Raw genomic sequence first — 23,267 nt, forward strand, 5'->3', positions numbered from 1 at the left:
CCGGTTGTCAGGGCCGGGTGGACGGGTGAGTAGATCAGAGTCCGCGCAGGAGGACCACGGTGGGTAGGGGAACGAGCGGTGCCGAGCCGGCGCCGACAATCGACAGCGCTGAACACCCGGGCGTGGCCGATCAGAAGCTCGTGGCGCGTGTACGCCGCGGCGACGATCGCGCGTTCGAGGAGCTCTACGAGCGCTACCACCGACGCATCCACGCGTACGTGCTCGGCATGGTCAAGGACCACGGGCGCGCCGAGGACGTCACGCAGGAGGTCTTCCTCTCCGCCCTGCGGCGCATGCGCGAGACCGAGCAGCCGCTGGCGTTCAAGCCGTGGCTCTACCAGATCGCCAAGAACTCCTGCATCGACGCCTTCCGGCGCTCCCGGCGCACGGAGGAGGTCTCCTACGACGCCGACGACGGCCTCGCGCCGGCGGATCACTCCAAGCTCGTGGCGCCGGGCGCGTCGCCCGACGCCGCCGTCGCGGCCAAGCAGGAGCTCGACAGCCTCTGCGGCGCGTTCGGCGGGCTGTCCGAGACGCATCACGAGATCCTGGTCCTGCGTGAGCTCGAAGGGCTGAGCTACGCGCAGATCGGTGAGCGCATGGGCATGAGTCGCCCGGCCGTAGAGTCGACGCTGTTCCGCGCGCGCCGTCGCCTGACCGAGGAGTACGACGACATCGTCTCCGGTGCCCGCTGCCTGCGCATCCAGGGCATCATCGTCACGGCCGTGGAGTCGCGGCTGGGCACGCGCGACACGCGCCGGCTCGCCCGCCACCTCTCGCACTGCCAGCCGTGCCGGCGTGAGGCGATGGCCGCCGGGCTGGACCGCGAGCTGTTCGCCCGCCCGTCCGTGCGCGAGCGCGTGGCCAACAAGGTCGCCGGCATCCTGCCGTTCCCGATCTTCGCCAAGTTCCGGCGCGAGGCCGACACGGCGGCGTCCGCGTCCACGTCGTCGCCGCCGAGTGGGCGCGGCGCGGCGTTCATGCAGCACCTGCCGATGGTCTCCGACCACCTCCAGAGCGGCTGGGGCAAGGCCGCCGCGGGCGCGGCCGTGCTCGTGGCGAGCGTGGGCGCCGGGGTCGGCGTCAAAGAGGTCGCGAGCGGCGGTCCGGCCGCGCCGGCCGCGCTGGAGTCGTCCACCCAGCGCGCGAGCCGCACCGCGGCGCCGGCCAAGACCGCGACGCCGACGCCCGCGAGCACGTCGCGCGAGCGCGCCGAGACCGACGGCAGCAACAACGGCGGCTCGTCCTCGGGCACGCGGCGTGGCGATGACGGCGGCGCCGTCAAGGACGCCGCTGCGCGTGGCGGCGGCGTGAGCGGCGCCTCCCCGGGCGGCAAGGGCGGCGCGGGCAACAACGTCGGCGGCACGCAGCCGCCGACGACGAACGCGCCCGGCACGCCGGTCGTGGCGGCGGGTTCGAACCCGGATGCCGACGACAAGCCCGCGGCGAACAAGCCGGCCGCCAAGAAGAAGCCCTCCGAGCAGGTCAAGGAGGACATCTCCAAGGCCACCGCGCCCGCCCGCAACGTCGTCAAGGAGACCACCGACAACGTCCAGCAGACGGTCGACGAGACCACGGACGCGGTCGAGGAGACCACGAACCAGGTCACCGAGGGCGTCAACCAGGTCACGCAGCAGACGACGCAGGCCGTCGACGACACCGTGGAGACCGTGACCGGCCCCGGACCCGTCGCCGAGACGGTCGACAAGACCACCGACAAAGTGGACAAGATCGTCGAGGGCACCACCAAGGTCGTGCAGAAGGTCGTGGCCGGCGTCCTGTACACGCTGGACGCGACGACCGGCCAGGTGATCAGCGCCGTTCAGCTAGTCACGGGGGCCTCCACACCGCCCCCCGGAGGCTGATGGCTAGACTGCTCTCCGTTCGGGGCGTGGCGCAGCCTGGTAGCGCGCGCCGTTCGGGTCGGCGAGGTCCCCGGTTCAAATCCGGGCGCCCCGATACAGAGCGGTCCTTTCACCCGAAAAGGACATGAAGAAGGCCCCGCCCCGGCGGGGCCTTCTTCGTTTCACGGGTCCGTGGAAAGCACGGATGAAGCAGCCCTGTCGGCGCCATAGCGTGGGCGCCATGAAGGGACCCGCCTACAGCGCATGGCAGGACTGGCAGGTGGAACGCGGACCGGCGGCGCTCGTCGCCGCGGCCGTGCTGGCCGCGAACCCCCACAACAGCCAGGCGTGGACGTTTCAGGTCGGCGACGACGCGATCGACGTGTTCGCCGACCTGTCCCGCTCGACCGGCGCGCTCGACCCGTTCCACCGCGAGCTGTACGTCGGGCTCGGGTGCGCGCTGGAGAACCTGCTGCTCGCCGCGTACGCGAACGGCTACGCGCCGACGGTCACGCTGCTGCCCGCGCCCGGCCACGCCGCGCACGTCGCGCTCGCGCCGGGCCCGACCGAGCGCGGTCCGCTGTACGAGGCGATCCCGCACCGGCACACGGACCGCTCCGCGTTCGCGCCCGGTCCGCTCCCCGCCGCGACGCTGACGGAGATGGCGGCGCTGGCCGAGCCGGGCACACGGCTCGTCTGGGCCGCCGACACCGCGCACGTCGGGCGGCTGATGGTCGACGCCGCGCGTGCCGTCACGCGCGACGAGGCCCAGTCCCGCGACAGCTACCGCCTCTTCCGCTCCTCCCGCTCCGACATCCGCCGCCACAAGGACGGCCTCACGCTCGACGTGATGGGCATGCCGGCGCTCACGACCGCGGTCGCGAAGCTCCTGCCCGCCACGTCCCGCTCGCGAGCGGACGCCTTCTGGGTCAAGAACACCGAGACCGTCCAGACGCGCACGGCGGCCGCCTACGGGTTCGTCGCGGTCCCCGACGCCGGCGACGACCGCGCGCGCATCACCGGCGGGCGCCTCCTGCAGCGCGTGCACCTCTGGGCGACCGCGAACGGCCTTGCGCTCGGGCACATGAACCAGCTCACCGAGCGCGCCGACCGCGAACGCGAGCTCGGCCTCGAGCCCGTCTTCACCACCGCGACGCAGCAGCTCGTGCCCGACGGCTGGGAGCTGCTCGCCGCGTTCCGGCTCGGCTACCCGAGCGGCGCGAACGGCCGCCGTCTGAGCCCCCGCCGCCCCGCCGCCGAGGTGGCTCAGCCCGTCAGCGGGTAGATGTCGAGCGCGCTCTCGCGCGTCGGCGTCGGCAGCACCGCCGGCTCCTCGGCCGGAGCGCGCGTGAGCAGCACGGGGATCGGGCTGGCGTGCAGGACCTTCTGCGAGACGCAGCCCAGCAGCGACTGGTGCAGGCGGCCATGGCCGTGCGAGCCCATCACGATCAGGTCGAAGGCGCCGGAGCGGGCGCGCTCGATCAGCGCCTTGGCCGCGGGGCCTTCGACGAGCAGGGTGGTGACGCTGACGTCTTCGGGCAGCGAGTCGGTCGCGCGGCGCAGCAGCTCGGTGTAGTGCTTGACGACCTCGTTGCGGGGCGGGGCGGCGCCCGTGGCCAGCAGCGCCGTCGCGGGCATGGGCGGAATCGCCGTCAGCAGCGTGAGGCGGGCGCGTTGATCGCGCGCCAGGGCGGACGCATGCGCGAGGGCGGCCTCGCCGTCGGGCGACCCGTCCACCGCCACCAGGATGTTGCGGTACACACTGCTCATCTGAGCCTCTCCAAGAGGCGACTATAAGCCCATCGGAGGCGTTTCGTGTGGGTACTCGACCCCAACTATGCGGCTGATGGGGATCGCCCACTAATCTGGCGCGGATGATCGACGGCCTGGACTCGCGGCTGCTGCTCACCCTGCGGGCGCATCCGCGCATCGGCCTGGTGGAGGTCGCGCGCCGGCTCGGCGTCGCGCGCGGCACCGTGCAGGCGCGGCTGGACAAGCTCGTCTCGCGCAACGTGATCACGGGCTTCGGGCCCGAGTGCGAGCCGGCCGAGATGGGCTACCCGGTGCTCGCGTTCATCGCGCTGGAGATCGTGCAGGGGCGCCTGGACGAGGCGATCGAGGGCCTGCGGCGCGTGCCCGAGGTACTCGAGGCGCACGGCGTGACCGGCAACAGCGACATCCTCTGCCGGGTCGTGGCGCGCGACAACACCCACCTGCAGGACGTGATCAACGCGATGCTGCACACGGGCGCGATCCAGCGCTCGACGAGCTCGATCTCGATGACGCGGCAGATCCCCTACCGGATCGACCCGCTGATCAAGGCCGCGGGCGCAGACGAGCCGTGAGCGCCGTGCCCGCGCCGCGCGGGCTGCGCACCTCCAAAGACCCGCCGAGCGCCTCCACGCGCGCCCGCAGGCCCTGAAGGCCGGTGCCGCGCGACGGGCAGGCGCCGCCGCGCCCGTCGTCGGCGATGGCGACATACAGCTCGTCGTCGACGTGCGTCACCCGCACGCGCAGCTCGGTCGCCGCCGCGTGCTTGATCGCGTTCGTCAGCGCCTCCGAGACGAGGAACCAGATCGTCGCCTCGGTCACCGCCGACGGCCGTACCTCCGGAAGCGCCTCGATCCGCACCGGCAGCGGCGACTGCACCGCCAGGGTGGACAGCGCGGGCCGCAGCCCGCGCTCGAGCCCGACCGGGTGCAGCCCGTGGGCGAGCTCGCGCAGCTCCCGCCCGGCGATCACGGCCTGCTCGCGCGCGGCGGACAGGCGCGCGACGGCCTTGCCCGGGTCGGCCTCCAGCTCGCGCAGGGCGAGATCCAGCGCCTGGCCGAGCACGACGAGCCGCTGCTGCGCGCCGTCGTGCAGGTCGCGCCCGATCCGCCGGCGCTCCTCGTCGGCGGCCCGCAGCAGGGCGACCTCGTGCCGACGGCGCTCGAGCTCGGCACCCGCGCGCGCCGCGAAGATCTGCAGCGCCTGCAGCTCGGCCGGCGCGGGCTTCAGCGGGAGCCGGCTGGAGATCACGCCGATGTGGCCGATGGCAGAACCCCGCGCGTCCCGCAGCGCCACCGCCAGGTAGCCGTCGAGCGCGTGGCGGCGCAGGAACGGGTCCTCGGGGTAGCGCAGCCGCGCACCGCGCGAGACGAGCAGCAGCGGGTGCGTGTACGCGTCCTCGCACGGCGTGCCGGCGAGCGTGAAGACCTGACCCTCGCGCAGCTCGATGCCGGGCCGGCACGCGCTCGCGAGCGTGCACGCCTCGCCGTCCCCGCAGGTCTCGGCGACGAACGCCACGTCGGCGTTCAGGGCGCCCGCCAGCTCGGTCACCAGGCAGCGCAGGAACTCCTTGCCGACGGCACCGGCCGTGCCGGCGGCGAGGCGGGAGAGGAGGGAGCTCTCGACGGGATGGGCGGCCATACGGCGACCGCGATGGTACGGACGCGGACATGGCCCCAACCAGGGGTACAGCCTCACCGACGGGTACGGTTACCACCCCTTGTTGACGCTCACGCCTCCCTTCATCCGCAGCTACGACCACCACGTCGGCACCGAGGGCCCGGTGCTCGTGCTGTTCGGCGACTACGAGGACCCGGCCTCCGCCACCGCGCACGCGGGCATCACGGCCCTGCGCGAGCGCTGGGACGGGTTCGTCTACGCGTGGCGGCACCTGCCGATGGCCGAGGAGCACCCGAACGCCAACGGCGCCGCACTCGCCGCCGAGTGCGCCGGCGTGCAGGACGCGTTCTGGGCCTTCCACCACGTCCTGTTCGCTCGCCAGGACGCACTGGGCGTCCCGGACCTCCTCAACTACGCGGCGCAGATCGGCCTCGACGTGGCGACGCTGATGGAGAACATGATGGACGAGCGCCACGCCGACCGGATCGTCGACAACATCCGCAGCGCGGTCGACTCCGGGGTGCGCCACGCGCCCGCGATCTTCATCGAGGGTGTGCGCTGGGAGGGCGGCACCGAGCCGGAGGCGCTGGAGGGCGCGCTGCGTGCAGCCCTGGCCGGGTGAGGTCCTCGAGGAGCGTGCGGGTGAGATCGCGGTCGGCTTCGCCGCGCTGCTGACGCGGCAGGCCGCCTGGCGCCACCGGCGCGTGGAGACGATCGAGGTGCTCTCGCACGAGCAGGTGCGGCGCTCGGTGTCGGTCGACTTCACGGTGCCGCGCGAGCACCGCGCGGAGCTCGCGCTGGGCGACGGCCAGTGGGTCGTCCCGCTCGCGGTGCTCGACAAGCGCAAGCTCGTCCACTTCGACCTGCTCGGCGAGGACGGCTACGCGCTGCCGCTGATGCGCTCGGACGAGGTGCAGCTGATCGCGCGCGAGCTGCTGTACATGGTGCTCGACATCGACCTCGAAGGCGCCGAGCTGGACGTCGACATGGACGACCTGATCGAGCGCGTGCTCGCCGCGGGGCCTGACGACGGCCCGGTCATGAACGCCCGCGTCGCCGAGGTCGCCGCCCGGGCGCCGGAGTTCGCGGCGCTGGCGACCACGCTGACGAGCGGGTTCCTGCTGTGCGCGGTGCTGACGGACGTCAGCCGCCGGCGCGTGGTCAAGTTCGCCTACGACGAGCCGCTCGGGCATCCCGACCGCTTCTCGCACTTCTACGGCACGCAGGGCTGCTCGGAGGCCGCGAGCTACCACGTCGAGCTGGCGGTGCCGGACGGTATGCGGGCCCGCAGCGCGGACATCGTCGACAACCGCTCGGGCGACCTGCTGCTCGAGGGGCCGCGGGACTCCGACCGGCCCGGCCTGCACTACGTCGCGGGCGCGGAGACGAGCGCGGAGCCAGGGCTGAGCGTGCGCTACGCGACCGAGCGCGGCGGCTTCCTCGTGCCGGCGATGCTGGTGGCGTGGGTGATCGCGCTCGAGCTCGGGCTGGCGTTCCTGTTCGCGGACCTGCACGGGATCGCGACGACCGGCGGCCCGGCGGTGGCGGTGCTGCTGTCGATCTCGGCCGTGTTCTCGAGCCTCGTGCTGCGCGCCGGGGAGCATCCGCTCGTCCAGCTCGTGCTCGCGCCGTACCGGATGCTGCTCGCGCTGGCGACGATCGCGGCCGTGCTCGCGGGCGCGGTGCTCGCGTTCCGTGGCTCGGCAACGCTGCTGGACGTGACCTGGGGTGTCGGCGCGGTTGTGGCCGTGCTCGCGGCGGGTATCCTGTCCATTGAGGTCGCCCGTGCACCGGCGACCGCCAAGCGCCCATGAGTCTTCACGACTTCTTCCGCCGCGAGCCCAAGTCCCTCAAGGGGATCAAGGAACGCTCGGGCGTGGCGCAGGGCGCGGAGCTCGCGTTGCCGGCGCTCAAGCCGATCACGGGCGAGCAGGCGCGCGCGGCGCTCAAGCGCTCACGTGCGCGCCGCGAAGAAGCCGGCGGCGCTGCGTAGCACCCCGTAGGCGCCCAGCGCGAGCAGCGCGAGCATCAGCGCGAGCCACGGGCCGCCGGCCGAGACGTCGTCCGGGTGCAGGAGCGGGAGCGCGAGCAGCAGCACGGTCCAGCACGTGAGCGTCGCGTAGGGGATGAAGGCCTCGTGCGGGCGCCGGAGCCCGATCGCGCAGCTGACGAGCATCGTCCCGAACAGCGCGTACCAGGCGGCGACGGCGCGGGCGAGCAGCGGTGTGAGCGTCCACGGCCAGTGCTCCAGCAGGTCCGCGGGGAACAGGAACAGCGCGACGGAGCCGATCAGCAGCGCGGCGCCGACGATCGCGGACGTGATCCGCAGCCCCTTCAGCTTGCAGCTCGCGGCCGGCTTGGCCTCCGCGTCCCGCCGCTGGCGCCACACCAGGAACGGCACCGCGAACGGCACGCCGACGTAGACCGCCGTCCACACCCACGTGAGCGGGTAGTCCCAGAAGAAGCGGTCCTCGTGGATGAACGTCGCGAGCGCGAGCGAGCTGGCGAGCACCCAGAGCGCGATCGGCAGCGTCGAGAACGTGCGCCACTCGCGTGCGCGCCAGAGCACGAGCCCGGTCGCGAGCGTGCCGGCGAGGAAGCCCGCGCCGATGAAGGCGGCGTTGACGGCGGGCTTGATCGCCCACGCGTACTCGGTGTCGGCCAGGCCGGGCGCGAGGTAGAGGAAGATCCCGTTGGCGGCCGCGAGCCAAAACAGGATCCAGATGCCGATTCTCGTGAGCGGTTGGACCATCGCGCCGACGGTCCCACAGATCACCCCGTGCCGCTAGTACGGCTGGCCGCCAGCTCCACGAACGGGTCGAGCGCGGCGGGGTTCGCGAGCGAGTCGCGCGAGGCCGCCTGCTCGGGCGGCGTGCCCATCAGGATCCGCTTCACGGGCAGCTCGAGCACCTTGCCCGACAGCGTGCGCGGGACCTCCGCGACCTCGATGATGTCGCTCGGGACGTGGCGCGGGGAGCAGTCCTCGCGCACCCGCGTGCGGATGGCCTTGATCACGTCGTCGGTGAGCTCCTCGCCGTCGCGCAGCACCACGAACAGCGGCATCCACGCGTCCTCGCCCTCGACCGGCACGTCGACCACGAGCGCGTCGGTGACCGCATCGACCGCGAGCACGGCGCGGTAGATCTCCGCCGTGCCCATGCGGATGCCGCCGCGGTTGATGGTCGCGTCGGAGCGGCCGCTGATGATCGCCGTGCCGCGCTCGGTGATCTCGATCCAGTCGCCGTGGCGCCAGACGCCCGGGTAGGTGTCGAAGTACGCCTCGCGGTACTTGGCGCCGTCCGCGTCGCCCCAGAAGTAGATCGGCATCGAGGGCATCGGCTTGGTGAGGACGAGCTCGCCGACCTCGCCGATGTGCGGCTGCCCGTCCGGGTCCCACGACTCCACGGCCGCGCCGAGCGAGCGCGCCTGCAGCTCGCCCTCGTAGACCGGCAGCTCGGCCACGCCGCCGACGAACGCCGTGCACAGGTCGGTGCCGCCGGACATCGAGAACAGCCACGTGTCCTCGCCGACGTGCTCGTAGACCCAGCGGAAGCCCTCGGGGGAGAGCGGCGAGCCGGTTGAGCCGACGGCCTTCAGCGCGCTGAGGTCGCGGCCGGCCGCGGGCTCGACGCCGGCCTTCATGCAGGCGCCGATGTAGCTCGCGCTCGTGCCGAAGCTGGTCATCCGCGTGCGCGCCGCGAAGTCCCATAGCGCGTCGAGCGACGGGTAGCCGGGCGAGCCGTCGTAGAGCAGGATCGTGGCGTCCGTGAGCAGGCCGGAGACGATGTAGTTCCACATCATCCAGCCGGTCGTCGTGAACCAGAACAGCCGGTCGCCGCGCTGGGCGTCGGCGTGCAGGCGCAGCACCTTCAGGTGCTCGAGCAGGATGCCGCCCTGGGACTGGACGATCGCCTTCGGCAGGCCGGTCGTGCCGGAGCTGTAGAGCACCCACAGCGGGTGGTCGAAGGGGACCTTCTCGAACGTGAGCGGCGCATCGGTGGCCGGCCACTCGTCCTCGCCGAGGATGAACGTCCGCGCGCCGGGCATCTCGGCGGTGATCTCGGCCAGCGCCTCGCTGCGGTCGAACTCGCGGCCGTTGTAGCGGTACCGCCGCACGGCGATCAACACCTTGGGCTCGATCTGCGCGAAGCGGTCGATCACGCTGCGCGAGCCGAAGTCCGGCGAGCAGCTCGACCACACGGCGCCGAGCGACGCCGTCGCCAGGAACGCGGCGACGGTCTCGGGGATGTTCGGCAGGTAGGCGGCCACACGATCGCCCTTGGTCACGCCGAGCGCGCGCAGCCCGGCCGCGATCCGCCGCGTCTGCTCCTGCAGCTCGCCCCAGGTGATGGGCGCGTCCTCGCGGTCCTCGCCGCCCGCGATGATCGCGAGCGCCGCCGGATCGCGATCACGGAACGCGTGCTCGGCGTAGTTGACGAGCGTGCCCGGGAACCACTGCGCGCCGGGCATCTCGGCGCTCGCCAGCACGGTCTCGCCGCGCTCGCCCACGCCGTAGCGGTCCCAGATCGAGGCCCAGAACGCCTCGGTCTCGGTGACCGACCAGCGCCACAGCGCCTCGTAGGTGTCGAAGCCGCGCTCGCGGCGGTAGGCGCCGAGCTCGCAGCGCTGCAGGAGCGAGTCGGGCGGAGTCCACAGAACCGGCGGCGTCATCGGTCCGCCATCATTCCACGCGTGCTGCGTACGGTGACCGCCACGCGCTACGTCACCCCGCTGCGCGAGGGCGGCTCCCTGCCGGGCATCGTCGAGGCCGACGACGACGGCCTGTACGTGCTCAAGTTCCGCGGCGCGGGGCAGGGGCCGAAGGCGTTGGCCGCCGAGATCGTGGCGGGCGAGCTGGCGCGCGACCTCGGCCTGCCGGTGCCCGAGCTCGTGCTGATCGAGCTGGACCCCGCCCTGGGCGCGGCGGAGCCCGACCCGGAGATCCAGGAGCTGATCGCCGCGTCCGCGGGCATCAACCTCGGCGTCGACTTCCTGCCCGGCTCGCTCCCGTACAACCCGACCGAGCCGCCGGCCGCCGACCTGGCCGCGGACGTCGTGTGGCTCGACGCGCTGATCACGAACGTGGACCGCACGCCGCGCAACCCGAACCTGCTGCGCTGGCACCGGAACCTGTGGCTGATCGACCACGGCGCCTCGCTGTACGCCTTCCACGGCCCGGACCCGCTCACCCGCTCCCGCGGTGCGTTCCCGGCGATCCGCGACCACGTGCTGCTGCCCGCCGCCTCGAGCATCGCCGCGGCCGACGAGCGCCTCGTGGGCAAGGCCGACCCCACGCGCGCCGCGTCGCTCGTGCCGGCCGACTGGGCGAACGGCGAGCAGTACGGGGAGTTCCTGCGCGCCCGGCTCGAGAGCCCGCGCGTGTGGGCCGAGGAGGCCGAGCGTGTCCGCGCCTGAGGCTCCCGCCAAGCGCGCGCCGTTCCAGTACGCGGCGCTGCGCATCGTCCCGCGCGTCGAGCGGGGGGAGGCCGTGAACGCCGGCGTCGTGCTGTTCTGCCGCCCGCTGCGCTTCCTCGGCGCGCGCACCCAGCTCGACACGGCGCTGCTGCGCGCGCTCTCCCCGGACTGCGAGCCGACCGCCGTGGCCACGTTGCTGACGACGATGGAGCGGATCGCGGCAGGCGACGAGCGCGGCGGCCCGATCGCGCAGCTGCCGGCTTCCGAGCGCTTCCACTGGCTCGTCGCGCCCGCGAGCACGATCGTCCAGCCCGGCCCGGTCCACACCGGGCTCACGCGCGACCCGGAGGGCGAGCTGGCTCGTCTTTTCGTCCGGCTGGTGGAACGCTGACCGCTCTTTGGACGTAGTACGGTCGATGTGTCATCTCGTCGGCCCCGCCGCCTAGACTCGACTTCGCCGGATGCCCTACCTGACGTGCTCCAGCTGTGGCCTTCCGACGTACATCGTCAGTGAAGGCAATTGCCCCGCCTGCGGAACCGTGCTGCGCCGGACGTCGCCGCCTGTCGGCCCGCGCCCGGCCGAGAGCCGCACGGACGAGCAGGTGCACGCCAAGCTGCAGATGGCGATGGACGAGCTCGGCGCGGACACCGCGCTGCTCACCGAGGTCCGTGGCGGCCGGGAGCACATCCGCTGGCAGGCGGGTGTCGGGCCCTACCAGGGGCGCGCCGTGCCGCTGAGCGACACGATCTGCGACCGGCTGCTGAACGGGCAGATCGACTCGGTGGTGCCGGACGTGCAGGCTGAGCCGTCGCTGCGCGGTGTGCAGGCGGGCGAGGTCCGCGCCTACATCGGCGTGCCGTTCACCACCGCCGACGCCCGGGCCTACGTGCTCTGCTGCCTCGCGCACGAGGTCCGGCCCGATCTCGGCGAGGCGGACGTGCGGTTCCTGCAAGGCCTGGTCGAGAGCCTGCGCCCCGTCCTGTGAGGCGCCTGGCGACCCTCGCGGCCGCGGCGGCGCTGCTCGCCGGCTGCGGCGACAGCGGCAACGGCAACGGCGGCGGCGAGCCGCCGCGGGCGACGACCGCTCCGTCGGGCGTCGCGCTGCGCGAGATCGGGACCTTCGAGGCGCCGCTGTTCGTCGCGTCCCCGCCCGACGACAACACGCGCGTGTTCGTCGTCGAGAAGGGCGGCACGATCCGGATCGTCGGACGCGACGAGCCGTTCCTCGACATCAGCGACAAGGTCAGCTCCAGCAGCGAGCAGGGCCTGCTCGGGCTCGCGTTTCCGCCCGACTACGGCGCGTCCGGCCTGTTCTACGTCTACTACACGGATCAGGACGGGGCGAACACGCTCGCGGAGTACAAGCGCGCGGACGAGGACACCGCCGATCCGGACTCCGAGCGGGTGCTGATCTCCCAGGAGGACTCCGAGCCCAACCACAACGGCGGGATGATCACCTTCGGTCCCGACGATCTGCTGTACGTCGGCATGGGTGACGGCGGTGGCGGCGGCGACCAGCACGGGGAGCGCGGGAACGGGCAGGCGCTGGACACGCTCCTCGGCAAGATCCTGCGGATCGACCCGGCGCCCAACGGCTCGAATCCGTACACGATCCCGTCCGACAACCCGTTCGTCGACCGCGAGGGCGCACGCGGCGAGATCTACAGCTACGGCCTGCGCAACCCGTGGCGGTTCAGCTTCGACCGCCAGACGGGCGACCTGACGATCGGCGACGTCGGCCAGAACGCGGTCGAGGAGATCGACTGGGTCGCCGCGGGGGAGGGCGCGGGCGCGAACTTCGGCTGGCGCGTCTTCGAGGGCTCGGATCGCTACACGGAGGGCGAGGAGGCCGAGGGCGCGATCGAGCCCGTCATCGACGAGTCGCACGCCGACGGCAACTGCTCGATCACCGGCGGCTACGTGATTCGCGACCCCGCGCTGCGTAGCTGGTCGGGCGACTACGTCTACGGCGACCTGTGCCGCGGCACGCTCCGGCGCGCGGAGCTCCCGGACGGCGAGCCGCAGGACACCGGGCTCGAGGTCGAGCAGCTGTCCTCGTTCGGCGAGGACAGCCAGGGGCGCGTCTACGCGATCTCGCTCAACGGGCCGGTCTACCGTCTCGAAGAACGATGATCACCCGCGTCCGGGCTGACAACCCGAGCCCGCTCACGCTCTCGGGGACGAACACCTACGTCGTCGACGGCTGGGTGGTGGACCCGGGGCCGGCGCTGGACTCGCATCTCGCGGCGGTGATCGCGGCGGTGGGACCGGAGCCGCGCGGCATCGTCCTCACGCACTCGCACGCCGACCACTCGGAGGCGGCGCCCGAGCTGGCCGCGCGGCTCGGCGTCACGATCGTCGACGCGCGGGACGGCGACACGGTCGGCCCGTTCACCGTGATGGCCCTGCCCGGCCACGCCGACGACCACGTGGTCTTCATCGCGGGCGCCCACGCCTTCACCGGCGACGCCGTGCTCGGCGAGGGCAGCGTGTTCGTCAGCGGCCGCCTGCGCGAGTACCTCGAAGGCCTGCGGCGCCTGCGCGCGCTCGGCCTCGAGCGCATCCACCCGGGGCACGGCGACGAGATCGACGACCCGGCCGCCAAGCTCGACGAGTACCTCGCGCATCGGGCCGAGCGCGAGCGCAAGTTGCGTGCCGCGCTGGAGTCGGGCATCGCCCCGGACGACGAGGAGGCGCTGCTCGACGGCGCGTGGCCGGACGCCCCCGCCGCGGTCCGCCCGTTCGCCGCGATCACGCTCCGCGCCCACCTGGCCAAATTGCAACAAGAGGGAAATCTCCGCATGTAATGATCGCGAGATGAGAATCCTGATTGGCGGCATGGTGGCCGCGGTATTGGCGGCGGTCGTCGTCGGGGTGTTCGCGCTCGGAGGCGAGGGCGTGTCCTTCGCCAACGCGGCGGACCGGATGCAGGGCAAGAGCGTCCGCTCGACCATGACGATGGCGATGTCCGTCCAGGGCACGGACGTGACGATGAAGGGCACCGCGCTGCAGAGCGCCGACCTCAAGCGCTACAAGATGGACCTCAAAGGCGGCGTCGGCGGCGCGGACATCTCGCAGACGCTCGTCATGGTCGGCAAGGACCTGTGGGTCTCCAGCCCGAGCTTCACGGAGCTGCTCCCCGAGGGCAAGCGCTGGGTGCACGCCACCGACGAGGCCATGGCCGACCTCGGCTCGATGTCCTTCGAGGACCTGATGGCCTTCTGCGAGGCCGCGACCGACATCGAGAAGCGCGGCGAGACCGAGATCGACGGCGTGAAGGCGACGCACTACGTCGGCGCGGTGGACCTCGCGGCCGCCGCCAAGCGACTGGGCCGGGGCCCGGACGCGTTCGGCGACGCCGGCAAGACGCCGCTCGAGGTCTGGCTCGACCCCAACGGGAACGCGCTGCGGATCAAGATGGACCTCGTGATCGAGGGCGGGAAGGCCACGATCACCATGGACGACTTCGAGTACGACGTCGACACGAGCTCGATCAAGGCCCCGCCGGCCGGCGAGACCGTCGACGACGCCGAGGTCGGGATCTTCAGCCAGAGCTGAGTTCCGGTGCGATGAACCGGCGATGAGGGTATCCGGAGCGCATGCGCCCCGTGAAGCTCATCGTCGCCGGCAGCATCCTGGCCGGCGTGGCCGTCGCCATCGTCGCCGGCGTCTTCCTCATCTCCGGCGACGGCGCCCTCGCGCGCGCCGCGGACCGTCTCGAGCACGAGAACGCCGGCATGGACATCCGCATCGAGACGATCGAGAACGGCGAGCGGACGGTGATGCGCGGGTCCATGGTGCGCGACGCGACGGGTCGGCGCGGCTTCATGGAGGTGCAGTCGACGTTCGAGGGACAGGGAACGATCGAGCAGAACATCCTCGCCGTCGGCGAGGACGTCTGGATCGAGATGCCGGAGATCACCCACCTGCTGCCCGAGGGCAAGCGCTGGGTGCACATGGTCGAGCAGACGGCGATGGTGGAGACGCTCACGCTGCCGGACTTCATCGACTTCCTGCGCGAGTCGGACACGGTCGAGAACCTCGGCGAGTCGACGGCCGGCGGGCGCAAGCTGACCCACTACCGGGGCAAGCTCAGCGCGAAGGACCTGGCCGACCGGATCGGCGGCGAGACCGACGCGAACTTCGAGCGGCTCCTCGGCCGGCAGGACCTGCTCGCGCCGGTCGACGCCTGGATCGGCGACGACGGCTCGATCGAGAAGGTGACCATGAGCGCCGAGGCGGGTGGCTCGAAGGTGACGTCGCACGTCGAGAACGTGGCGTTCGGCGTCCCCGCCGACTTCCGGCCGCCGCCGGAGCGCGAGGTCGTCTCCGAGGAGGAGTTCAACCGCGCGATGGAGGCCGACGAGGCGTGATCAGGCGGCGCTGAGCCGCTCGCGGCCCAACTCGAGCGCGGCGCGCAGCGGCGTCGTGTTGCTCGACGCCGCGCTGTCGAAGATCTGGCGCAGCGTGTCGCCGACCGCGCGCACGTTGGTGTCGGCGCGTTCGGTGGAGTAGCCGTCGGGCTCGAGCTCGACGGCGATGTTGATGAGGCCGCCGGCGTTGCAGACGAAGTCCGGCGCCCAGAGGATGCCGCGCTCGGCGAGCGCGGTGTCCAGCTCGTCCGAGGCCAGCTGGTTGTTGGCGGCGCCGGCGATCGCCTTGCAGCGCAGGGCGGGCAGCGTGTCGTCGTTGAGCACGCCGCCGAGCGCGCACGGGGCGAGCACGTCGACCTCGGCGGTCATCGCGGTGTGTGGGTCCGTCCAGGTCGCGCCGAGGCGCTCCGCGAGCTCGCGCTTGCTCTGGTCGACGTCGGCGACGATCAGCTCCGCGCCGCCCTCGTGCAGGAGCTCCGCGAGCCGCGCGCCGACGTTGCCGAGCCCGATCACGGCGACCGTGCGGCCGCTCAGGTCGCTCGTGCCGAACGCGTACTCGCACGTCGTGCGCAGCGAGACCTCGCAGCCGAGCGCCGTCCACGGGCTGGGATCGCCCGATCCGGCGGCCAGACCCGTCACGTGCTTGGTCCGCGTGGCGATCGTCTCCATCGCCTCCTCGGACGTGCCGACGTCTTCGGCGGTCAGATAGTCGCCGCCGAGCGACTCGACGGTGTCGCCGAAGTCCAGGAGCGCGGCCTCGCGGCGCTCGGGCGTGAGCACCGCCTCGTCCGGCCGCAGCATGATCACGCCCTTGCCACCGCCGAGCGGGAGCCCGGCCACGGCGGCCTTGAACGTCATCGCGCGGCTGAGGCGCAGCACGTCCCGCATCGCGGCGCGCGAGTCGTCGTACGTCCACATCCGGCACCCGCCGAGCGACGGTCCACGCGCCGTGCTGTGCACGGCGACCATCGTGAACAGGCCGCTCCGCCGGCCGCGGCGGACCAGCAACGTCTCGTGTGCGAGGGGCTCCGGGTAGTCGATGTGGACGACCCTAGCGGGCAGGGTCGCCGCCGCCGGGGTGGCGGGACGGCGACATCGGACGATCGGGGGGTGCGCTCAGCCGCCGGCGGGCGGGGCCGTCACGCCACCGTTGACCGGCGGCGCGACCGTGCCGCCCTCGGTCGCCGGCGGCGTGGCTACCGGAGGCTGCTGCGCGGAGTCGGCCGGTGCGGGCGTGGCGGTGGCGGGCGGCGTCGGGACGGCGGCGGGTGGCGTCTCGATCGGGGTGGGCGTCGCGACCGGCGGGGCGTCTGGCGCGCGGGCGCCGCCCGTGTCGACCTGCGGGTCCACGACCGGAGCCGTGCCGGCGTCGTCGGTCGGGACGGCCTTCGTGGTGTCCCCGGGCTTCGCGATCGTCGCCGACAGCGACTTGCCCTTGTCGGCGGCCTCCTGCTTCTCGCGCTTGGTCTCCGTCGCGGCAGCGCCGGCGCCGGCGGCGGGCGCCGGGTTCGTCGTGATCGGCTGCGGATGGCTCTTGGCGGGCACGACCACGGGCGCCTTGACCGCCGGCGGGGCCGCCGTACGGGTGTGGCTCTGCGCCTTCTCCACCGGGGCGGGGGCCGGATTGCGCGCGTCGATCTTGTGCTGGACCTCGACCGCGCCGCCCGTGGCGATCGCGGCGGTGCAGACGACGGCGGCGACCTTGCACGCGGTGACGCCCGCGACACCGCCACCGGCGGCCGCGCCACCCGCGGCGGCGCCGCCGGCCGAGCCACCGACGCCGATCACCTTCGCGGCGAGCGCGAACGGAGCGAACCCGATCGGCGTCAGCGCGGCGAACGAGCGCTTCATCCCGCGCAGCGCGCCGCGGTACTCGCGGCAGGCGTCGCAGGACTTCATGTGCTTGCGCGCGCGGCCGGACGCCTTCACGCCGCGGTCGTAGGAGCGCATCAGGTCGGCCTGGATCTCCGCGCAGTCGGCGTCGCGCGCCTCGGCGGCCTCGACGAGACCCACGCGGGCACGGACGAGCAGCGACTTGACGGCGGGAACGGTGACGTCCAGCGCGACCGCGAGGTCGGCGTACGTCATGCCGTCGATCTCGCGCATCAACAGGGCGGAGCGCTGCTGCTCGGGCAGGTTGGAGACGTCGAGCACGAGCTGGCGCAGGTCGTCGCGGCGCTGGGCCTCCTCGACCGGGTCGTGCAGCGGCTTGCGCGACATCTCGAAGACTTCGGCGGCGGGCGGGATCGGCCGGCGCAGGTGGTCGATGCAGCGGTTGTGAGCGACGCGGTAGAGCCACGCGCGCACGTTCATCTCGCGGTTGTCGTTGCGCAGCGAGCCGTACGCGCGCACGAAGACGTCCTGCAGCACATCCTCGGCGTCCTGGCGCGAGCTCGCCGAGAGCATCTGCCTTACGTAGGCGAACAGTCTCTGGCGGTACCGATCATGCAGGACGCGGAACGCTTCATCATGTCCGCCACGGAACAGAGCCAGAAGCTGCTCATCGGAGCGCAGCCGCAGCAAACTCCCACCTAGAGGAAGGCGGGATAAAGCGGGGGCGTGGACTGCTGAGGCTTCCATTGCAAGGGCTCCTGACGCTGCCGTCCCAGCGACTGTAACTGTAGGGGTCGAAAGAAGTTCCGCCCTATAGGTGTTACTTGCTCTCCCCCCTGTGACCGATTCCCTACGCATTCGTGACGGACTTTCCTTGCCGATCTCGGAAATCGAGATCAGGGCTTCGCGTTCCTCGGGTCCAGGTGGTCAGCATGCGAACGTCACGGCCTCGCGCATCGAGGCCGTATTCGACGTCCAGGGCTCGAATACTCTCGACCAGGTTCAGAAAGACCGGATAAGTGCCAAGCTCGGCCCCCGCGTGACGGCGGTCGCCCAGGACGCGCGCTCGCAGGCCCGCAACCGCGACCTCGCGCTGGAGCGGCTCGCACGGCGGCTCGAGCAGGCCCTGCACATGCAGCGCCCGCGCACGAAGACCAAGCCGAGCGCGGGCGCCAAGCGCCGCCGGCTCGAGGACAAGAAGCGGCGCGCTCAGACCAAGCAGGGTCGGCGGCGCCACAGCGGCGAGGACTGAGCCGAGAGCCTGCGGGTACTGGACCGATCACCCGTGAGGTCCATCGGCGTCTTCCTCACCGCCGTCGTCGCGACGCTCGCGCTCGCCGGAACCGCCGACGCGCGGATCGCCTTCCAGCGCGGCGACCGCATCTACGTCGCGCGCGACGACGGCTCGGGCGTGAAGCGCCTGACGCGCGGCCACTTCCCCGTGCTCTCGCCCGACGGACGCTGGGTCGCCTTCTACCGCACCGCGTCTCGCGGGCTGGAGCTCCGGCTCATGCGGGCCACGGGAGGCGCGTCCAAGCGCATCGCGCTGACGAGCGAGGGCGGACACCTGACGTTCTCGCCGGACTCGAAGCGGCTGGCGATGATGGTGCGCTACGAGGTGTGGCTCGTCGACGTGGCCTCGCGGCGGAAGCTGGCGCGGCTTCCCTACTCCGCGCGTGGACTTTCGTTCTCGCCGGACTCGCAGTCGCTGGTGTTCGCCGGCTCGGAGTCGCTGAAGATCGACGACCCGAGTGACCTGTTCACCTTCCGGTTGGGCGAGCCGCCGCACCAGCTCACGCGGGACGGCCGGTCGCGCTGGCCGCTGTGGACGTCCCAGGGGATCGTGTTCACCCAGCAGACGGTGCGCGGCGGCGGCAAGTTCCCGCTCTACGAGCTCTGGGAGACGCAGGCCGACGGGACGGGCCTGCGCGCCCTGACGAACCAGAGCGTGCCGATCACCGACGACATCACCTACGGGCCGGCACCCGTCGCACGCTCGCTCGATGGCTCGCGGCTGCTGATCAGCGTCGCCGGGCAGTCACGCGACGACGCCTACGCGCTGGACCTGACGACCGGGGCGGCGCGGCCGTTCGGCGAAGGGCTCGTCCCGCTCGCACTCAGCCGCGACGGGGCCTCGGCCCTGCTGCAGACCCGCGGCAGCGATCCGACCGACCAGCACAGCCTCGTCCGCGCCGACTGGCTGACCGGCACGCGAACCACGTTGATCCGCAACGCGATGTGGGGCAGCTGGACTGGGTAGCGCCAGTCCATGACTCGCTATTTCATCGGGGTCTCCCAGGAGGAGTTCCCGCCCGAAGCGCTCATCGAGCAGGCCGTCGCCGCCGAGAAGGCCGGCTTCGACGGCATCTCGTCCTCCGACCATCTGCAGCCCTGGTGGGAGCCCGGCGAGTCCGGGCACACGTGGCCGTGGCTCGGCGCCGCCGGGCAGGCGACGGAGAAGATCCCGCTCGGCACCGGCGTCACGTCGACTGGCGCGCGCTACCACCCGGGGCTGATCGCCCAGGCGTGGGTGACGCTCGAGCGCCTGTTCCCCGGCCGGCCGTTCCTCGGCATCGGCTCCGGCGAGGCGCTCAACGAGGTGCCGGTCGGCGACGACTGGCCGTCCCCGGGCGACAAGGTCAGGCGCATAGACGAGGCGCTCTCGATCATCGACCGCCTCTGGAAGGGCGAGACGATCACCGAGGAGGGCCAGTTCTACAAGTGCCAGGACCTCAAGCTGCACACGCTCAGCGAGCGGCGGGTGCCGATCTGGGTCAGCGCGTTCGGTCCGCAGGCGGCGGAGGTCGCGGCGACGTGGGGCGACGGGATCTGGACGTTGCCCGACCCGGAGACGACGCCCGACCTGCTGGACGGCTGGCGCGACGCGGGCGGGAAGGGCGAGGTCATCTTCCAGGCGCTCTTCTCGTGGGCGGAGAGCGACGAGGAGGCTCTGGAGTCCGTGCGCAAGTGGAAGGGCGCGCAGCCCAAGGAGCACTACAAGGACGACTGGCACAAGCCGCGCGCGATGTACGCGAACGGCGAGGAGCAGATGTCCGACGAGGAGCTGGCGGAGAACGCGATCATCTCGTCGGACCCGAAGGTCCACGTCGAGCGGATCCGTGAGCTCGAGGAGCTCGGCGCGACCGTGATCGTGCTCCAGAACAACTCGGGCGCGGACCCGCTGAAGGCGATCGAGGTCTACGGGCGCGAGGTGCTGCCCGCGCTGCGCGGTTAGCGCGGCCAGTCCTCCCGGGCGGGCGCGAACACCTCGACGACGGTCGCGCCGTCCGGGCCGCTGCGCCCACCGTGAGGTTCATGGGCCGGGATCATCCAGATGTCCCCCGGCCCGACCTGCTTGTCGCCCTCGGCCGTGCTGAAGGTGAGGCTGCCGCGGGTGCACAGGCCGGCCTGCTCGTTGTGGTGGCTGTGGCGCGGCAGCTCGGCGTCCGGCTCGAGCTCGAACACGCTGAACGTGAGCTGCTCGCCGTGCACGTGGCGGAAGCTGATGCCGGGGAACGCCTGCGTCGGCGTGAGGTCGTCGAGCTGGTGGAAGCTGGTCATGCGTCTCCTCGCTTAGAACATCGGCCCGGGAACGGTGACGGGTCCCGCGGGCCACTGCGCGTGCGGCTCGAGTGGGCGCCACATCGAGTCGATCGGCATCGCGACGCCCGCGGCGGTGACCGGGGCGTCGATCGTCGCGAAGCCGAGGCGCGCGTACAGCGGCGCGTTCTTGCGCAGGCAGAACAGCACGGCGAAGTCGGGGCCGAGCCGCTCCGCGGTGGCGAGCGCGGGCTCCATCGCGCGGCGGAACACGCCCCGTCCGCGGTGCGTGTGGCTGACGATCACGCCGCCGAACCCGACCACGGGGAAGGCCGCGGATCCGACTTCGACGTCCGCGACGAGCAGGCCGACGGCGGCGATCAGGCGCCCGTGGTCGCGCACGACGATGTACCGGTCCTTGCGCCGGTCGGGTGGCATCGTGAGCGCCGCCATCTCGAACGGGTCGTCCTCGCCGGCGAAGAGCTCGTCGCGCTCCTCCTCGGTCAGGCGGCGCGGGAGCTCGACGACATCCATGCGGGAATGTTCCCGCGTCCGCGGGCGTCATGCGTGGGGACGTCCCGACACCTTCGCCTCCTTTCCGCCGCCGTCGCGCGCTGTCGGCCGTCGGCGACATGCTGCCGGCCGCGCGGGTTTCGCCTCGGCCGTGTCGTTCTAGTTACGGAAAACGGAACCAGAACGACACAGTGGGGAGTCTGGCTATCGGAAAACGGCAGTAGACTCCCCAGCCTTGCCGCGAGGCGGGTCCTGCCCCTCCTCGATGCTGGTGTTCAAGCGGCCCAGGGCAGCGGCCGCGTCCCCTCGGAGGTCGCCACCGTGCTGCCGCCGCGGCTCGCCACCAGCGCGGCTACGTCCGTCACCGCCGAGACCTGACGCGGCTCGTCCGCGCCGACCACGATGGTCGACCCGGCGGCGTACTCGCTCCCGCTGATCGCCAGCCGACCATCCAGCACCACCCACACCTGCTCGTGCTCCGCACGGTGCACCGGCCCCGCCTGCCCGGCGCGCATCTCGACCGTCCACACCGCGAGCTCGGTCGCGCCGGTCGAGGGCGCGGCCAGCGTGTGCATCACGGCGTTCGGCGTCTCGTGCTTCTGGTAAATCTCCTTGTCGATCATGGGTAAGAAGGTAAAGCAGCTTGTCTAGTTCGTCAATGCCCGGCTGGGTGGCGGTCGAGGCGATCCTGCGCGCAGGGCGCGCGGCGATCGACGAGCTGCACCGGCGGCTCGCGGAGCGCGGGCACCCCGACGTGCGGCCGGCGCACGGCTACGCGTTCCAGGCGATCGGCGCCGACGGGACGACCGCGGGCGAGCTCGGCGTCCGCCTGAACGTGACCAAGCAGGCCGCGGGGCAGATGGTCGACGAGCTCACGCGGCTCGGGTACGTGACCCGCGAGCCGGACCCGGACGACGGCCGGCGCCGGTTGGTGCAGCTCACGCCGCGCGGCGTCGACTGCCTGCGGGTGTCGGCGGCGATCTTCGAGGAGATCGTCGCGGAGTGGCGGGCGCGCGGCGACGACGTGGACGTGGCGGTCGCCGCGCTCGCCGGCCTGGCCGACCTCTACGGCGGCCGGCTACGGCCGATCTGGTAGGTCGAGCAGCTCGGCGGCGTTGGCGCGCAGCACCGCGTCGTGCGCCTCGGCCGGCAGCTCGAGCCGGTCGAGCTCGGCGAGGCACGCCTCGGGGTCGAACATCGGATAGTCCGTCCCGAAGCAGAACTGGCCGCGCAGCCGGCGCGGGATCTCGCGCTTGACCTCGTCCGGCAGGTAGCGGTACTTCCAGCCGCTGATGTCGAGGTAGACGTTGGACTTGTGCAGCGCCATGGCCACGGCCTCGAGGTGCCACGGCCAGCCGACGTGCGCGAGCACGATCTTCATCCCCGGGTGGCGCGCGGCGATCCGGTCGAGCAGGATCGGCCGCGCGAGGTCGATGCGCAGACCCTGTCCACCCGGCTCGCCCGCGCCGAGACCGCTGGTCCCCGCGTGCGTGAGCAGGATCAGGCCGAGCTCCGCGGCGGCGTCGAAGAACGGCAGGAAGCGATCGTCGCCGGGGTCGAAGTCCTGGAGCGTGGGGTGGAGCTTCAGCCCGCGCAGCCCGAGCGCGGCCAGGTGCTCCAGTCGCGCGAGCGCGTCCTCGCGGTTCGGGTCGACGCTGCCGAAGCCCACGAACCGCCCGCCCGACTGCTCGCAGATCGAGGCGATGTCCACGTTGTCGAGCGTCTTGCCCTGCGCGTCCCAGCCGAGGAGGACGCCGACGAGGTCCAGGCGCTCGTACAGCGCGACGAAGTCCTCGATCGAGGTCGTCTCCGGTCGCGAGCCGAAGTAGCGCTCGATCGAGTCCGCGTAGTGCCCGACGCACCCGCACACCCAGTCGCCGGTCGGGAGGTGGACGTGCATGTCGACGCCGCGCATGGGGGCGAACCCTACGCCCACCCGCCTACATGGGATGTGCTGAGTTGCTCGCCCGCTCACCAACTGACATACTGATATTTCAGATGCCAGTTCCAGCCAACGATGCGCCGCTCGAGCGCGACCTGCTGAGAGACCAGGCCTACGTGACGATCCGCGACGCCATCGTCGACGGCACGCTCGCTCCCGGTGAACGACTGCGCGACGCCGAGCTGTGCGCGTGGCTCGGCCTCAGCCGCACACCCGTGCGCGAAGCGCTCAACCGGCTCGAGCAGGACGGCCTCGTGGAGACCGAGCCGCAGCGCTTCACGCGCGTCACGCCGCTGGACCGGCGGGCCGCCCGCGACGCGTTCCCGGTCGTCGCCGCCCTGCACGCGCTGGCCGCCGAGCTGGCCACAGGCACGGCCGCGCACGCCGGCGACGCCCCGCGCCGCGGCGGCGCGGCG

28 protein-coding genes and 1 tRNA gene are annotated in these 23,267 nt (G+C 72.3%); 19 read left to right on the forward strand and 10 right to left on the reverse strand.

Translation table 11 applies throughout. The features are described from left to right. Window positions 1–122 precede the first annotated feature (122 nt). From OJ997_RS24940 to OJ997_RS24950, 3 genes are all read left to right on the forward strand, one after another. Window positions 123–1,865: an RNA polymerase sigma factor gene (locus tag OJ997_RS24940; protein ID WP_270027973.1), complete on the forward strand. Its 1,743-nt coding sequence runs from the start codon at window positions 123–125 to the stop codon at window positions 1,863–1,865. A 20-nt stretch (window positions 1,866–1,885) separates the two neighbouring features. Next, window positions 1,886–1,959 (forward strand) — tRNA-Pro (locus OJ997_RS24945). Between the two features lie 126 nt (window positions 1,960–2,085). Beyond that, on the forward strand, window positions 2,086–3,129 hold the full coding sequence (locus OJ997_RS24950) for an Acg family FMN-binding oxidoreductase (protein ID WP_270027974.1): 1,044 nt from the start codon (window positions 2,086–2,088) through the stop codon (window positions 3,127–3,129). On the opposite strand, the gene OJ997_RS24955 is transcribed toward OJ997_RS24950, so the two are convergent. Beyond that, a complete protein-coding gene (locus OJ997_RS24955) occupies window positions 3,111–3,614 on the reverse strand; it encodes a universal stress protein (RefSeq protein WP_270027975.1) in 504 nt (167 codons plus the stop codon). The two genes, OJ997_RS24950 and OJ997_RS24955, sit on opposite strands and share 19 nt — an antisense overlap. Window positions 3,615–3,718: 104 nt before the next feature. Between OJ997_RS24955 and OJ997_RS24960 the strand changes: the two genes are divergently transcribed. Then, the gene (locus OJ997_RS24960; RefSeq protein ID WP_270027976.1) at window positions 3,719–4,189 is read left to right on the forward strand and encodes an Lrp/AsnC family transcriptional regulator; all 471 of its coding nucleotides are present in this window, start codon (window positions 3,719–3,721) and stop codon (window positions 4,187–4,189) included. Here the strand turns inward: OJ997_RS24960 and OJ997_RS24965 are convergent. Further along, the gene (locus OJ997_RS24965; RefSeq protein ID WP_270027977.1) at window positions 4,161–5,255 is read right to left on the reverse strand and encodes a sensor histidine kinase; all 1,095 of its coding nucleotides are present in this window, start codon (window positions 5,253–5,255) and stop codon (window positions 4,161–4,163) included. The genes OJ997_RS24960 and OJ997_RS24965 overlap by 29 nt on opposite strands. A 79-nt stretch (window positions 5,256–5,334) precedes the next feature. Here OJ997_RS24965 and OJ997_RS24970 point away from each other — a divergent pair, with 79 nt between their 5' ends. The 3 genes from OJ997_RS24970 to OJ997_RS24980 are packed head-to-tail and all read left to right on the forward strand — an operon-like array spanning window position 5,335 to window position 7,227. Beyond that, window positions 5,335–5,856, forward strand: coding sequence for a DsbA family protein (locus tag OJ997_RS24970; RefSeq protein WP_270027978.1), 522 nt, complete (start codon window positions 5,335–5,337; stop codon window positions 5,854–5,856). Next, a complete protein-coding gene (locus tag OJ997_RS24975; protein WP_270027979.1) occupies window positions 5,837–7,048 on the forward strand; it encodes a hypothetical protein in 1,212 nt (403 codons plus the stop codon). The genes OJ997_RS24970 and OJ997_RS24975 overlap by 20 nt, the downstream gene beginning before the upstream one ends. Beyond that, window positions 7,045–7,227 carry a hypothetical protein gene (locus tag OJ997_RS24980; RefSeq protein WP_270027980.1) on the forward strand — a complete coding sequence of 61 codons (183 nt, stop codon included), beginning with the start codon at window positions 7,045–7,047 and terminating at the stop codon, window positions 7,225–7,227. Before OJ997_RS24975 ends, OJ997_RS24980 begins: the two co-directional genes overlap by 4 nt. Here the strand turns inward: OJ997_RS24980 and OJ997_RS24985 are convergent. Next, window positions 7,189–7,986, reverse strand: a complete 798-nt coding sequence (locus OJ997_RS24985; RefSeq protein ID WP_270027981.1) for a hypothetical protein — start codon at window positions 7,984–7,986, stop codon at window positions 7,189–7,191. The two genes, OJ997_RS24980 and OJ997_RS24985, sit on opposite strands and share 39 nt — an antisense overlap. Window positions 7,987–8,006: 20 nt before the next feature. Next, window positions 8,007–9,905 (reverse strand): acetoacetate--CoA ligase, encoded by a 1,899-nt coding sequence (locus tag OJ997_RS24990; RefSeq protein ID WP_270027982.1) that lies wholly within the window; start codon window positions 9,903–9,905, stop codon window positions 8,007–8,009. A gap of 21 nt (window positions 9,906–9,926) precedes the next feature. Between OJ997_RS24990 and OJ997_RS24995 the strand changes: the two genes are divergently transcribed. From OJ997_RS24995 to OJ997_RS25025, 7 genes are all read left to right on the forward strand, one after another. Next, window positions 9,927–10,649 carry a HipA family kinase gene (locus OJ997_RS24995; protein ID WP_270027983.1) on the forward strand — a complete coding sequence of 241 codons (723 nt, stop codon included), beginning with the start codon at window positions 9,927–9,929 and terminating at the stop codon, window positions 10,647–10,649. Further along, a complete protein-coding gene (locus OJ997_RS25000) occupies window positions 10,636–11,040 on the forward strand; it encodes a DUF3037 domain-containing protein (protein WP_270027984.1) in 405 nt (134 codons plus the stop codon). The genes OJ997_RS24995 and OJ997_RS25000 overlap by 14 nt, the downstream gene beginning before the upstream one ends. 148 nt (window positions 11,041–11,188) lie before the next feature. Continuing rightward, window positions 11,189–11,635: a GAF domain-containing protein gene (locus tag OJ997_RS25005; protein ID WP_270027985.1), complete on the forward strand. Its 447-nt coding sequence runs from the start codon at window positions 11,189–11,191 to the stop codon at window positions 11,633–11,635. Then, window positions 11,632–12,783: a PQQ-dependent sugar dehydrogenase gene (locus OJ997_RS25010; RefSeq protein ID WP_270027986.1), complete on the forward strand. Its 1,152-nt coding sequence runs from the start codon at window positions 11,632–11,634 to the stop codon at window positions 12,781–12,783. The genes OJ997_RS25005 and OJ997_RS25010 overlap by 4 nt, the downstream gene beginning before the upstream one ends. After that, window positions 12,780–13,457, forward strand: coding sequence for an MBL fold metallo-hydrolase (locus OJ997_RS25015; RefSeq protein ID WP_270027987.1), 678 nt, complete (start codon window positions 12,780–12,782; stop codon window positions 13,455–13,457). Before OJ997_RS25010 ends, OJ997_RS25015 begins: the two co-directional genes overlap by 4 nt. A 10-nt stretch (window positions 13,458–13,467) precedes the next feature. After that, the gene (locus OJ997_RS25020) at window positions 13,468–14,208 is read left to right on the forward strand and encodes a LolA-like protein (protein WP_270027989.1); all 741 of its coding nucleotides are present in this window, start codon (window positions 13,468–13,470) and stop codon (window positions 14,206–14,208) included. A gap of 41 nt (window positions 14,209–14,249) precedes the next feature. Further along, window positions 14,250–15,023, forward strand: coding sequence for a hypothetical protein (locus tag OJ997_RS25025; RefSeq protein WP_270027991.1), 774 nt, complete (start codon window positions 14,250–14,252; stop codon window positions 15,021–15,023). On the opposite strand, the gene OJ997_RS25030 is transcribed toward OJ997_RS25025, so the two are convergent. Continuing rightward, window positions 15,024–16,031 (reverse strand): Leu/Phe/Val dehydrogenase, encoded by a 1,008-nt coding sequence (locus OJ997_RS25030; protein ID WP_270027992.1) that lies wholly within the window; start codon window positions 16,029–16,031, stop codon window positions 15,024–15,026. 108 nt (window positions 16,032–16,139) lie between these two features. Then, window positions 16,140–17,714 carry a sigma-70 family RNA polymerase sigma factor gene (locus tag OJ997_RS25035; protein WP_308213587.1) on the reverse strand — a complete coding sequence of 525 codons (1,575 nt, stop codon included), beginning with the start codon at window positions 17,712–17,714 and terminating at the stop codon, window positions 16,140–16,142. On the opposite strand from OJ997_RS25035, the gene arfB reads away from it, so the two are divergent. Genes arfB through OJ997_RS25050 form a run of 3 tightly spaced genes read left to right on the forward strand, consistent with a single transcriptional unit; the run spans window position 17,695 to window position 20,091 of the window. Next, window positions 17,695–18,108: an alternative ribosome rescue aminoacyl-tRNA hydrolase ArfB gene (gene arfB / locus OJ997_RS25040; protein ID WP_270027995.1), complete on the forward strand. Its 414-nt coding sequence runs from the start codon at window positions 17,695–17,697 to the stop codon at window positions 18,106–18,108. The genes OJ997_RS25035 and arfB overlap by 20 nt on opposite strands. Before the next feature lie 33 nt (window positions 18,109–18,141). Next, on the forward strand, window positions 18,142–19,116 hold the full coding sequence (locus OJ997_RS25045; RefSeq protein WP_270027996.1) for a TolB-like translocation protein: 975 nt from the start codon (window positions 18,142–18,144) through the stop codon (window positions 19,114–19,116). Window positions 19,117–19,125: 9 nt separating this feature from the next. Then, window positions 19,126–20,091: a TIGR03557 family F420-dependent LLM class oxidoreductase gene (locus tag OJ997_RS25050; protein WP_270027997.1), complete on the forward strand. Its 966-nt coding sequence runs from the start codon at window positions 19,126–19,128 to the stop codon at window positions 20,089–20,091. Here OJ997_RS25050 and OJ997_RS25055 read toward each other — a convergent pair. From OJ997_RS25055 to OJ997_RS25065, 3 genes are all read right to left on the reverse strand, one after another. Continuing rightward, entirely contained in the window at window positions 20,088–20,417 is a 330-nt protein-coding gene (locus tag OJ997_RS25055; RefSeq protein ID WP_270027998.1) for a cupin domain-containing protein, read from the reverse strand. The two genes, OJ997_RS25050 and OJ997_RS25055, sit on opposite strands and share 4 nt — an antisense overlap. A gap of 12 nt (window positions 20,418–20,429) precedes the next feature. After that, window positions 20,430–20,930, reverse strand: coding sequence for a GNAT family N-acetyltransferase (locus OJ997_RS25060; protein ID WP_270027999.1), 501 nt, complete (start codon window positions 20,928–20,930; stop codon window positions 20,430–20,432). A gap of 254 nt (window positions 20,931–21,184) precedes the next feature. Beyond that, window positions 21,185–21,532 (reverse strand): cupin domain-containing protein, encoded by a 348-nt coding sequence (locus tag OJ997_RS25065; protein WP_270028000.1) that lies wholly within the window; start codon window positions 21,530–21,532, stop codon window positions 21,185–21,187. 35 nt (window positions 21,533–21,567) lie between these two features. Between OJ997_RS25065 and OJ997_RS25070 the strand changes: the two genes are divergently transcribed. Further along, window positions 21,568–22,005, forward strand: a complete 438-nt coding sequence (locus OJ997_RS25070) for a MarR family winged helix-turn-helix transcriptional regulator (RefSeq protein WP_270028002.1) — start codon at window positions 21,568–21,570, stop codon at window positions 22,003–22,005. Here the strand turns inward: OJ997_RS25070 and OJ997_RS25075 are convergent. Beyond that, complete coding sequence (locus OJ997_RS25075) at window positions 21,988–22,824, reverse strand: amidohydrolase family protein (protein ID WP_270028004.1); 837 nt, start codon at window positions 22,822–22,824, stop codon at window positions 21,988–21,990. The two genes, OJ997_RS25070 and OJ997_RS25075, sit on opposite strands and share 18 nt — an antisense overlap. 83 nt (window positions 22,825–22,907) lie before the next feature. Here OJ997_RS25075 and OJ997_RS25080 point away from each other — a divergent pair. Then, window positions 22,908–23,267: GntR family transcriptional regulator (locus OJ997_RS25080; RefSeq protein WP_270028005.1), on the forward strand; the 360-nt coding region annotated here is incomplete at its 3' end.

It is taken from the genome of Solirubrobacter phytolaccae, from assembly GCF_027587195.1.
Lineage (GTDB): Bacteria > Actinomycetota > Thermoleophilia > Solirubrobacterales > Solirubrobacteraceae > Solirubrobacter > Solirubrobacter phytolaccae.

Excerpts from the sequence above, each read along its gene's own strand:
- OJ997_RS25015 (WP_270027987.1), top strand. The coding sequence starts at position 12,780 with ATGATCACCCGCGTCCGGGCTGACAACCCGAGCCCGCTCACGCTCTCG.
- OJ997_RS24950 (WP_270027974.1), top strand. The coding sequence starts at position 2,086 with ATGAAGGGACCCGCCTACAGCGCATGGCAGGACTGGCAGGTGGAACGC.
- OJ997_RS25020 (WP_270027989.1), top strand. The coding sequence starts at position 13,468 with ATGAGAATCCTGATTGGCGGCATGGTGGCCGCGGTATTGGCGGCGGTC.
- OJ997_RS25060 (WP_270027999.1), bottom strand. The coding sequence starts at position 20,930 with ATGGATGTCGTCGAGCTCCCGCGCCGCCTGACCGAGGAGGAGCGCGAC.
- OJ997_RS25050 (WP_270027997.1), top strand. The coding sequence starts at position 19,126 with ATGACTCGCTATTTCATCGGGGTCTCCCAGGAGGAGTTCCCGCCCGAA.
- OJ997_RS24990 (WP_270027982.1), bottom strand. The coding sequence starts at position 9,905 with ATGACGCCGCCGGTTCTGTGGACTCCGCCCGACTCGCTCCTGCAGCGC.
- OJ997_RS24955 (WP_270027975.1), bottom strand. The coding sequence starts at position 3,614 with ATGAGCAGTGTGTACCGCAACATCCTGGTGGCGGTGGACGGGTCGCCC.
- OJ997_RS25035 (WP_308213587.1), bottom strand. The coding sequence starts at position 17,714 with ATGCGTAGGGAATCGGTCACAGGGGGGAGAGCAAGTAACACCTATAGG.
- OJ997_RS25070 (WP_270028002.1), top strand. The coding sequence starts at position 21,568 with ATGCCCGGCTGGGTGGCGGTCGAGGCGATCCTGCGCGCAGGGCGCGCG.
- OJ997_RS25075 (WP_270028004.1), bottom strand. The coding sequence starts at position 22,824 with ATGCGCGGCGTCGACATGCACGTCCACCTCCCGACCGGCGACTGGGTG.
- OJ997_RS25065 (WP_270028000.1), bottom strand. The coding sequence starts at position 21,532 with ATGATCGACAAGGAGATTTACCAGAAGCACGAGACGCCGAACGCCGTG.
- OJ997_RS24985 (WP_270027981.1), bottom strand. The coding sequence starts at position 7,986 with ATGGTCCAACCGCTCACGAGAATCGGCATCTGGATCCTGTTTTGGCTC.
- OJ997_RS24980 (WP_270027980.1), top strand. The coding sequence starts at position 7,045 with ATGAGTCTTCACGACTTCTTCCGCCGCGAGCCCAAGTCCCTCAAGGGG.
- OJ997_RS25025 (WP_270027991.1), top strand. The coding sequence starts at position 14,250 with ATGCGCCCCGTGAAGCTCATCGTCGCCGGCAGCATCCTGGCCGGCGTG.
- OJ997_RS24965 (WP_270027977.1), bottom strand. The coding sequence starts at position 5,255 with ATGGCCGCCCATCCCGTCGAGAGCTCCCTCCTCTCCCGCCTCGCCGCC.
- OJ997_RS25055 (WP_270027998.1), bottom strand. The coding sequence starts at position 20,417 with ATGACCAGCTTCCACCAGCTCGACGACCTCACGCCGACGCAGGCGTTC.
- OJ997_RS24960 (WP_270027976.1), top strand. The coding sequence starts at position 3,719 with ATGATCGACGGCCTGGACTCGCGGCTGCTGCTCACCCTGCGGGCGCAT.